The organism is Methylocucumis oryzae (genome assembly GCF_000963695.1).
Taxonomy (GTDB): Bacteria; Pseudomonadota; Gammaproteobacteria; order Methylococcales; family Methylomonadaceae; genus Methylovulum; species Methylovulum oryzae.
This window is the reverse complement of the sequence record NZ_LAJX01000017.1, coordinates 46,649-57,007: the sequence shown is the minus strand read 5'-3', so window position 1 is coordinate 57,007 and position 10,359 is coordinate 46,649. Positions and strand designations below refer to the sequence as shown.

The window sequence follows — 10,359 nt, the reverse complement described above, 5'->3', positions numbered from 1 at the left end:
AACGCAGGAGCAGTTGCCGAGGACGCCGTAAATACGTCCCTGTAGGCTTGGCGGCAGCATCCCTGCTGCCGACACCTGGAGCCACAAGGATGTGGTGAATGCAGAAAACGCAGGAGCAGTTTTCTGTCTTTCTAAACGCCCTGTCCCGTCATAAGTGTGTAGCCTATTGCGTGTAAGGTTAAATGTGTGTCATCCGTTTTTTTTCTTAACATGCTTGAATAAACGTTGGCGTTTTTGTACTTGCCTTTCGGTGAGGGTGTTTTTTTTGCCTTGAAAAGGATTGGCTGTGGTTTTGAATTCTAGTCTTAGCGGCGTTCCGGCAAGTTGTAAGCGCTCCCGGAAATAATTGGTTAAATATCGGTGATACGAAAGCGGTAACGCTTCGGTTTGCACACCATGGACAATAATCACGGGCGGATTGCGCCCACCTTGATGAGCGTATTTTAGTTTTATGCGGCGGTTTTGCACCATCGGTGGTTGGTGGGCATCGGTGGCTTCTTTTAGAATACGGTTTAAGGTCGAGGTCGATAAATTGACCATTGCGGATTCAAATAAACTATGCACGACATCGAATAATTTGCCAACGCCGCTGCCATGAAGCGCAGAAATAGGATGTTTTTCAGCAAAATCGACAAAAGGTAGTTTAAGTTCGATTTGTCGTTTAACTTTGTCTTTTTGCTCGGTTGTTAAGCCATCCCATTTGTTTAGCCCGATAATCAAGGTACGTCCGGCTTCTAGTACTAAACCCAATAAATGCGCGTCTTGATCCGTCACGCCTTCGCTGGCGTCGATTAGGTAAATAACCACATGTGCTTTGTCTATGGCTTGTAAGGCTTTGATAACGCTAAATTTTTCTATGGTTTCGGCAATGCGCGAACGTCTACGCATACCGGCTGTATCAATCAGCGTAAATTGCTTGCCTTCACGTTCAAACGGGATATAAACACTGTCACGCGTGGTGCCGGGTTGGTCAAAAACAATCACGCGTTCTTCACCCAAAATACGGTTAACCAACGTGGATTTTCCGACATTAGGTCGGCCAATCACGGCGATACCTATGCCTTTGCGTGCGCCTTCGTCGTCAATCAGTTCCGCCGCAGAAGGTAATAATTGATTGATTTTTTCTAATAGGGCAGGGACGCCGCGACCGTGGCTAGCGGCTAGCAATATGGGTTCACCTAAGGCTAGACTGTGGAATTCAGCAGTTGCTGTAGGCGCATCTATCCCATCGACTTTATTGGTGACAAGCAAAATGGGTTTACCCAATTTTCTTAGCGAATCGGCAATGACTTTATCAGAGGCGCTAATGCCTTCGCGGGCATCTACCATAAAGACAACAAGGTTAGCTTCATTAAGCGCGATTTGTACTTGTTTACGTGAAATGCTTTCTATGCCTTCGGCATCATCAGCAATACCACCGGTATCGACGACTAAACAAGGTCGCATACCATGCTGTATGCGGCCATATTGGCGGTCGCGAGTAAGCCCTGGAATGTCGGCCACTAAGGCTTCACGGCTACGGGTTAAATAATTGAATAACGTGGATTTGCCAACATTCGGTCGGCCTACTAATGCGATAACAGGTAACATTTAATGTGCGGTCAGTGCGGCTAATGTGCCGTCAGTTGCGTAAACAAATACGGTATTTTCTATGACGATGGGCTTGGCTTCGATAGCAGCATCGCTAATTTTTATGCGTGCTAATTGTCTGCCATCCGTTGTGCTTAGCCAATGCACATAACCTTCAAAATCACCTACGACAACATAGTTGTCATAAACAGCAGGTGCCGATAATTTGCGTTGATGTAGCTCTTTTTGTTTCCATAGTGCTGAGCCAGAGCGCTGATCGAGTTGTATTACATCGCCTGCTGAATCAGATAAATATAAATTACGCCAATCATTGCTAATGCCGGAATAGGCCGAAATCGCTTCGTTACGCCATAAGACATCACCGTCTAGCGCTGAAACAGCGCTTACGCCGCCGTGAAAACTCGCAGTAAAAACGACGCCACCCGCTTCAATGGGGTCTACGTCTAAATCGACTAAGCGTTCGACTTCTGAGCGGCCTTTAGGAATGGCGACACTGCTTTCCCAGACAAATTTGCCGTCGCTAAGGCGTAACGCCATGAGTTTGCCATTGTCATAGCCGCCGATAACGCTACCGTCAACAATGACTGGTGTGCCTGTTCCACGCACAGTTAAGGCGGGAACGCTGATTTCATAATGCCATTGTTTAGCGCCTGTTTTTTCATTAAGCGCTATGACATTACCATCTGTGGTGTGTACGATGACGGTATTGTCTGCGACAACGGGTATGGATAAGACTTCACTGGGTACTTTTACGCGCCACAACTGCGCGCCCGTTTCACTGTTTAATGCGATGACTTCAGCATCGCTAGTACCTATCACGACAGTGCCTTTGCCCATACCGGGGCCGCCTGAGCACGGTGTTTCTAACTCAACTTCCCAACGTAATGCCCCGCTTGCTAAATCTCTTGCTTGTACAACACCTTCTCGGTCTGCGGCAATGATACTGCCGTAACCAATAGCCGGTACTAAATTTAGAGCTTGTCCATCGGCGCCGACACCGACTTTCTCATCCCAGCGCTCTTCAATAGTAATTTCTGCCGGGTATTCGACAAGCACAGCAGGTGGGTCGGCATTGTCCTCATCGCCAAAGAGATCGGTAATGCTGGATAAGGTTTCGCCTATACCACTGCTAGCACAGCCAGCAAGTGTTAAACTTAAGAATAACAGCAGAACTTTATGCATTACTTCGTGGCTTCCTGTTTTTCTGGCGTGGTTAAATCATCCATTTTCATTTGTAATACTGACGATTTGTTACCGTTGCGTTGCGCCGATTGATACGAGGTTCTCGCTTGGTCGGGTCGATTTAATGCGACATATAAATCACCGGTTAACTCATCATACTGACCCGCAAAACTTTCTGTGGTCGCAGGGTCTACTTCATTAATCAATTTTAAGCCTTGCTCGAGTTCTTTATTAGCGAGCATTAAGCGCACGAGTCTAATTCTGGCGAGGTTAGCGAGTTCTTTATCGCCGTTTTTAATCAGCTGTTCCAATACGGCTTTAGCACCTGGTATATCGTTATGTATTGCTTTAGTTTTGGCTAACATAAGACGGCTATAAGAGACATAATCGGTGCCTGAAAACTCGGTTGCTATGCGTTCGGCTATTTTAGTGATGCTATCGGTGTTATTAGCTTTGGCGGCTTTAACTAATTCATCGTAGAGTGCTGACGCTTGCTGAGCTTGAGCTTTGCGATAGTCTTGCCAGTAGTCCCAGCCGAAAATGGCGGCTAAACCTATGCTTATGCCGATTATGGCGGCTGTGCCATTTTCTTTCCACCAGGCTTTTATAGCCGCGACTTGTTCTTCTTCGGTATCGTAAATTTCCACAGGTATTCTCTTAAAGTTATGCTGAATCAGAGGTAGAGTTGTTGAAAAAAACGAATCGCTTCTGCGTCTGTTAAAGCGCGTTGGCCTTGTTCGTCGCGTAACGATTTGATGCTGATAACACCTTGAGCGACTTCGTCATCGCCTACTATGATGGCGTAATCCGCGCCGCTTTTATCGGCTTTTTTAAATTGGCTTTTAAAACTGCCACCTTCCATGTTGACTTGTAATTTCAGATGCGGAATGGCATCGCGTAAACGTTCGGCAAAATATAAGCCTGGACGCTGCGCTTGTTCGCCGACACGCACTAAATACACCTGAACCGGTTTGGCTAGCGCTAGTGTGTTTTGGTTTTCAAGTAACGCCAGCAAACGCTCCATGCCCATTGCAAACCCTATGGCATGGCCTGTTTTTCCGCTTAGTTGTTCGATTAAGCCGTCATAACGTCCGCCAGCACATACTGTGCCTTGTGCGCCTAATTGTTCGGTTACCCACTCAAAAACGGTTTTGCTGTAATAATCCAGACCGCGCACTAAGCGAGGATTGATTTGATAGGCAATGCCTAAGTGCGTTAATAAGTCAGTCACCGCAGTAAAGTGAGCTTTGCTGTCTTCACCTAAGTAGTCAAATAAAACTGGCGCATTAGCAATGACCTCGGTTAATGCAGGATTTTTGCTGTCTAAAATTCTAAGCGGATTTGTGTGTAAGCGGCGTTTACTGTCGTCATCGAGCTGTTGACTGTGCGTTTCAAAGTAAGTAACTAATTGCTCGCGGTAGACGGCGCGCTCAGCAAGCGTCCCTAATGAGTTAAGCTCTAATCTAACGTGTGCGCGTAAGCCTAGTTTTTGCCATAAACGCTCCATGATAAGCAATAATTCAGCATCGATTTCAGGGCCTGGCATTCCATAGGTTTCTACGCCTAATTGGATAAATTGGCGGTAGCGGCCTTTTTGCGGACGCTCGTGTCTATACATCGGGCCGTAATACCATAAGCGATGTGATTGATTAGGTAATAGGCCATGTTCTAAGCTGGCTCTTAAACATCCTGCGGTACCTTCAGGTCTTAAGGTCAGTGATTCACCATTTCTATCATCGAAAGTGTACATTTCTTTTTCGACAATATCGGTGACTTCGCCAATTGAGCGTTTAAATAATTCAGTTTTTTCGACGATGGGCAAGCGAATCTCGCTATAACCATAAGCGCTGAGAACCTCACGGATAGTTGCTTCTACAGCTTGCCAAAGTGGTGTTTGTTCTGGCAAGACATCGTGCATGCCTCGTATTGCTTGTATTGTTTTAGCCATGGTGTTTAAAGTTAATGACCGGTTTTTTTGGCTTCTTCAGATAAAGGGAACTGTTCTAATAATAGATTTTTGTATTCGTTGGCTAAGCCTGCGTTACCTAATGCGCGTTCAGTTTGCAAGCCGTACCATAGGGTTTCTGCCGTGTGGGGCGCGACAGCCAAAATAGCGCTGCAAAAAAAGCTTTTGCGGGCCAGTATTCGCCGCTACGGTAACTGAATTTTTGCATCTCTAATAAAGCGGGAGCATAGCTAGCATTTGCATTTAGCGCTTGTTTGAAATAGGCTTTAGCTTTTTGTTTTTGGCCTAAGCCAAGTTGGCAAATACCTGCATTGGTTAAAGCTAGCCAAGGTCTATCGTTAAGCAAGTTAGCGATGGCTTTGGTTAATAACGCCATACCTTGGTCATATTTTTTTCTATCACACAAAAAACGACCGTAATTATTTTGCACGCCTAAATCATCTGGTTTTAGGTTTAATGCGATGTCGTATTGTTCTTCTGCTTCAGGGTATTTTTCAATTTTTTCAAATAAAAATGCTAACGCATTATGGGCTTGCATATTATTGGGTTCTTCTTTTAACGCTAACTCTAAATTCTCTTTGGCGACTTCTAACCTATTCATATTTAAATAGCGTATGCCTAATTGCACATATATATCGGCTGAGTTTTCATCTTTTTTTTTTTCAAATAAAGAACAACCGGTAGATAAAGTGAGCACTGCGCATAAAATTAAACCACGTGTTGCAAGCATACGTTACGCCTCTACTGGTTTGAGTTTTAAATGTCTTCGACTTTTATCTTGTACACGACCGACAAGCTGGCCACAGGCCGCGTCGATTTGCTCGCCTCGAGTTTTTCTAACCGTTGTGACAAGGCCTGCTTCGTTTAACACCGTTTTAAATGCGTGTATGCGCTCTGGGCTAGAGCAGCGATACGAGGTTTGCGGGAACGGATTAAACGGAATTAAATTGACCTTAGACGGTACGGTTTTTAATAATCGAATCAGGCCCTTAGCGTCTTCTAAGGAGTCGTTGATGCCATCAAGCATGACGTATTCAAACGTGATTTTGCGTCTAGGCGCTACTTTAGCATTATCTCTACAGGCATCGAGTAATTCTTTGAGCGGATATTTCTTATTAATAGGGACTAATTCATTTCTTAGCTCATCAGTGACGGCATGTAACGATACTGCTAAGCTTACATCACAGGCTTCGGTGAGTTTATAAATGGCCGGAACCACCCCTGATGTGCTTATCGTAACGCGGCGTTTAGATAAGCCAAAAGCAAAATCTTCCATCATTAAATTCATCGCTGCGACCACGTTATCGAAGTTAAGCAAGGGTTCGCCCATGCCCATCATGACGACGTTGGTAATTTTGCCGTCATTGCCTAGCCTTTGTTGTGCGGCATAGACTTGGCCTATGATTTCGGAAACGCTTAAATTACGGTTAAAACCTTGTTGCGCAGTTGAGCAAAACGTACAGGCCAGTGCGCAGCCTATTTGTGAGGATACACATAACGTGCCGCGACCTTCTTCGGGAATAAAAACGCTTTCTATGCGGTTACCGCAGTGCGTTTGTAATACCCATTTACGCACATCATCGCTGGCATGTTGTTCGTAAACAATTTCGGGTGTAGCTATGATGCAGTTTTCGTTTAGATAAGTGCGCAACGATTTACTTAAGTTACTCATGTCATCGAAGTCGGTGACGCCTTCGTGATAAATCCACTTCAGTATTTGCTGCGTTCTAAACGGTTTTTCGCCGATACCGACAAAAAAGGCGGTTAAGCCTTTTTTGTCTAAGTCCAGCAAATTAACCTTAGGCTTAGCGGGTTCTAACACAGAGTTCATTGTCTGTGAAAAAATAGCTAATTTCTCTAGCAGCGGTTGCTAACGCATCTGAGCCGTGTACGGCATTTTCGTCAATGGTGCTAGCAAAGTCTGCGCGAATAGTGCCGGGTGCTGCGTCTTTTGGGTTGGTTGCGCCCATTAATTCACGGTTTAACGCTACGGCGTTTTCACCTTCTAAGACTTGCAACATGACCGGGCCTGAAATCATAAAGGCCACTAAGTCGTTAAAAAAGCCGCGCTCTTTGTGTTCGGCGTAAAAACCTTCCGCTTGTTCTTTGGTTAACTGTACCATTTTAGCGGCGATGATTTTTAAACCGTTTTTTTCAAACCGGCTGTAGATTTCGCCAATGACATTTTTTTGCGACAGCATCGGGTTTGATAATAGAAAAAAGTGCGTTCTATGGCCATGAGTGTTTTAGCTCCTATGAGTTAAGGGGTTGATAGAATGGGTGAGGTTACGGCAAATTGTCAATATGCTCGCCTTTTTTAACCGGTGGAATTAAATCTGCAGGACAGGCGCCTAGCATTAATGCGACAGGGCTAGCGATAAAAATAGAGGAATAGGTGCCGAAGAAAACGCCGAATAATAAGACTAGCGAGAAACCATGTATCACTTCGCCGCCTAAGAAGAATAACGAAATTAATACTAAGATAACGGTTAATGATGTCATGATGGTTCTGCTCAATGTCACATTTACCGATAAATTCATCATCTCTTCGACGGTTTTATTGCGGAATGTTAAAAAACTTTCGCGAATTCTGTCGTAGACCACGATAGTGTCATTTAACGAGTAGCCGATAAGTGCTAATACGGCGGCTAATACCGTTAAGTCGAACTCCATGTTCAGTGCGGAGAAGACGCCTAAGGTCACAATGACATCGTGTAACGTCGCAACAATCGCGCCTAAGGAAAATTTCCATTCAAAGCGCCAGGCGACATATATCAAAATGCCAATGGTTGAATAGAGCAAGGCTAAAAAGCCGTCTTGCGCTAAGTCGTCGCCGACTTGAGGGCCGACAAATTCAACGCGGCGTAAATTAGCCGGTTCCGTGGTTTTTTTGTTAATCGCTTCTAATACTTTTGCACTTAAATCAGCGCTGCTCACGCCTTCTTGTAACTTTAAGCGAATCAGTACGTCTTTTGCAGTGCCGAAATTCTGTACCGTCGCGTCAGAAAAGCCTGATTCGTCTAAAGTGTTTCTTAATAGGGTTAAATCTGCGGCTTTTTCATAGCCTATCTCGATAAGCGTGCCACCGGTAAAGTCAATACCCATTTTCAAGCCATTAACGCTTAACAGAACGATAGAAATAAGCGATAACAAGCTGGAAAAAAATCAGCGCGTAGCGGCGGTTGCCAATAAAATTGATGTTAGTAACTTTCATAGAGTCGTTGAGAGTAATGTAGGCTGATAAGCGTTATATCGATAATTTTTCAACGCGACGGTCACCGTATATCCAGTTAATCACCATGCGAGTACCGGTAATTGCGGTAAAGATAGACGATAAAATACCAATGATAAACGTCACAGCAAAGCCTTTTACTGAGCCTGTGCCAAAGGCAAATAACACGACGGCAACGACTAAGTTAGTGACATGGGAATCTAAAATGGTTGCAAAGGCTTTTTCATAGCCGATATAAATACTGGCTTGGGGTGAGTTGCCATTGCGCAGTTCTTCTTTAACACGCTCAAAGATTAATACGTTAGCATCTACCGACATACCGACAGTTAAGATAATACCGGCAATACCCGGTAAGGTAAGCGTAGCTTGTAATAGCGATAGAATAGCCACGACGATGACGACGTTAAACGCTAAGGCCATATTGGCAATCATGCCGAACAGTTTGTAGTAGCCTGCCATAAATAATACGACTAATGCAAAGCCGACAACGAAGGATAAAAAGCCTTTGTCGATGTTGTCTTGGCCTAAGCTTGGACCTACTGTGCGCTCTTCGACAATATCAACCGGTGCTGCTAGGGCGCCAGCTCGTAATAATAAGGATAAGTTTCTGGCTTCATCAGGACTGTCTAAACCGGTCGTTTGGAAGCGTTTACTAAACACGCTTAAGATGGTCGCCACGCTAATGACTTTTTCGACTTTTTCTTTATGCCGGACTTTTTCGCCGTTAACGATTTTGGTTTCAGTCTTATATTCGATAAAGACGACTGCCATAGGTTTGCCAACATTAGCTTGGGTGACTTTGCCCATTTTAGCAGCACCCGCACCGTTTAAGGTAATGAAGACCGCCGCGCGTCCGTCTTGGTCCATACCGGACGAGGAATCAACGATTTGGTCGCCCGTGACAATAATTTGTCGGCTTAATAATATCGGTTGACCGTTTTTCTCGTAGTATAACCGGCTAGTTACAGGTGGATGGCCTTCAACTGCTTTTTGTACATCGTGTTCTACATCGACTAGGCGATATTCTAAAGTTGCCGTTGTACCTAGAATTTCTTTAGCGCGGGTGGTGTCTTGCACGCCGGGTAGCTGAACAACAATGCGGTTTTCACCTTGCTGTTGAATCACGGGTTCAGCGACGCCTAATTCGTTGACACGATTGCGCAACGTGGTCATGTTTTGACCGACCGCATTTTTCTTAATGTCCTTTTGTTCGCGTTCGGATATTTTTAGCCAGACTTCATCTTGAGCGGGCGGCTCAGTTAGCTCTAAATTTCTAAAGTCTTTGTCTAATACAGTGAGCAACGCAGCTTTGTCTTCAGGGGCTTTTAGTTTTACTTTAATGAAACCGTTATCTTTAGCCACTGATTCATAGCGGACTTTTTCGTTTCTTAATGCAAGTCTAATGTCTTCGTTGTAACGCTCTTCGGCTTGCTTAACGGCAGCGTCCATATCGACTTCAAGCAAGAAATGCACGCCACCGCGCAAATCTAAACCTAAGTACATGGCATCAGCACCTATGGCTTGTAGCCATGACGGTGTGGTTGGCGCAAGATTAAGAGCTACGGTGTAATCATTACCTATTTGGTCTTTTATTAAATCAGCCGCTTTCAGTTGGTCATCGGTATTAGTAAATCGGACTAAAACTTTTCCTTCGCTAAATTCAAAGGCTTTTAATGCGAGTCCGGCGTTTTTAATAGCGGCTTCTATTTGCGTGGCTTTGTCTTGAGTGACTTTTTCACTACGCGTCGTCGATATTTGTACTGAGGGGTCTTCACCGTATAGATTGGGCAGTGAATAGAGTAACGAAATAGCGAAGATGGCTATAACTAAAATATTTTTCCAAAGTGGGTAATGATTTTGCATGGGTTATTCCAACGAGTGAGTTGCGTCCCTAACGAGTGGCGTTCCGATTAATCTTTCGCCACTTTTTTGGTAATCGCTTTATAAGTTCCTTTAGGCATCATACTTTCTATGCTTTGACGTTGTACTTGAATATGGGTGTTATCTGAAATTTCAAGTTTGACAAAGTTTTCATCAAGATCGACGACTTTGCCTAAAATGCCTCCAGACGTAACAACTTCAGTCCCTTTGTTTAATGCAGATAACATTTCTTTTTTTTCTTTAGAACGTTTTGGATTGTGGGCGTAAAAACAAGAAATAAAAAAAGATTAATAACGCAACTGGAAATATCATGCCCTCTAAGCCGGGTTGTTGCGCTGCGGGCGCTGCGGCAAATGCGTCAGCGATAAAAAAAACTCATGATGAACCTCACCTTAACCTTGTTATATTAAAAGCCCACTATTATGCCATATAATCAGAAGCTTTGCTGTTATAACCTTGAGTGTTGGTTAAGAATTAGCTTTTTCGGGCTATGCGCTTTAGACGGGGT

At 44.4% G+C, this 10,359-nt stretch carries 8 protein-coding genes and 2 pseudogenes; all 10 read right to left on the bottom strand.

The window, feature by feature from the left end:
* Nucleotides 1–189: 189 nt before the first annotated feature.
* Complete coding sequence (gene der / locus VZ94_RS02475; protein ID WP_045778022.1) at nt 190–1,590, bottom strand: ribosome biogenesis GTPase Der; 1,401 nt, start codon at nt 1,588–1,590, stop codon at nt 190–192.
* Complete coding sequence (gene bamB, locus VZ94_RS02470) at nt 1,591–2,772, bottom strand: outer membrane protein assembly factor BamB (protein ID WP_045778021.1); 1,182 nt, start codon at nt 2,770–2,772, stop codon at nt 1,591–1,593.
* Complete coding sequence (locus tag VZ94_RS02465) at nt 2,772–3,419, bottom strand: YfgM family protein (RefSeq protein ID WP_045778020.1); 648 nt, start codon at nt 3,417–3,419, stop codon at nt 2,772–2,774. The genes bamB and VZ94_RS02465 overlap by 1 nt, the downstream gene beginning before the upstream one ends.
* Nucleotides 3,420–3,445: 26 nt before the next feature.
* The gene (hisS, locus tag VZ94_RS02460) at nt 3,446–4,720 is read right to left on the bottom strand and encodes a histidine--tRNA ligase (protein WP_045778019.1); all 1,275 of its coding nucleotides are present in this window, start codon (nt 4,718–4,720) and stop codon (nt 3,446–3,448) included.
* 97 nt (nt 4,721–4,817) lie between these two features.
* Nucleotides 4,818–5,468 (bottom strand): type IV pilus biogenesis/stability protein PilW, encoded by a 651-nt coding sequence (gene pilW, locus VZ94_RS02455; protein WP_239649573.1) that lies wholly within the window; start codon nt 5,466–5,468, stop codon nt 4,818–4,820.
* 3 nt (nt 5,469–5,471) lie between these two features.
* Nucleotides 5,472–6,569: a dual-specificity RNA methyltransferase RlmN gene (gene rlmN / locus VZ94_RS02450; protein WP_045778018.1), complete on the bottom strand. Its 1,098-nt coding sequence runs from the start codon at nt 6,567–6,569 to the stop codon at nt 5,472–5,474.
* A pseudogene (ndk, locus tag VZ94_RS02445) lies at nt 6,544–6,977 on the bottom strand (nucleoside-diphosphate kinase). The gene rlmN and the pseudogene ndk overlap by 26 nt, the downstream one beginning before the upstream one ends.
* Nucleotides 6,978–7,024: 47 nt before the next feature.
* Complete coding sequence (gene secF / locus VZ94_RS02440) at nt 7,025–7,843, bottom strand: protein translocase subunit SecF (RefSeq protein WP_239649572.1); 819 nt, start codon at nt 7,841–7,843, stop codon at nt 7,025–7,027.
* 142 nt (nt 7,844–7,985) lie between these two features.
* Nucleotides 7,986–9,833, bottom strand: a complete 1,848-nt coding sequence (secD, locus tag VZ94_RS02435; protein WP_045778017.1) for a protein translocase subunit SecD — start codon at nt 9,831–9,833, stop codon at nt 7,986–7,988.
* Nucleotides 9,834–9,880: 47 nt separating this feature from the next.
* A pseudogene (gene yajC / locus VZ94_RS02430) lies at nt 9,881–10,217 on the bottom strand (preprotein translocase subunit YajC).
* Nucleotides 10,218–10,359: the final 142 nt, after the last annotated feature.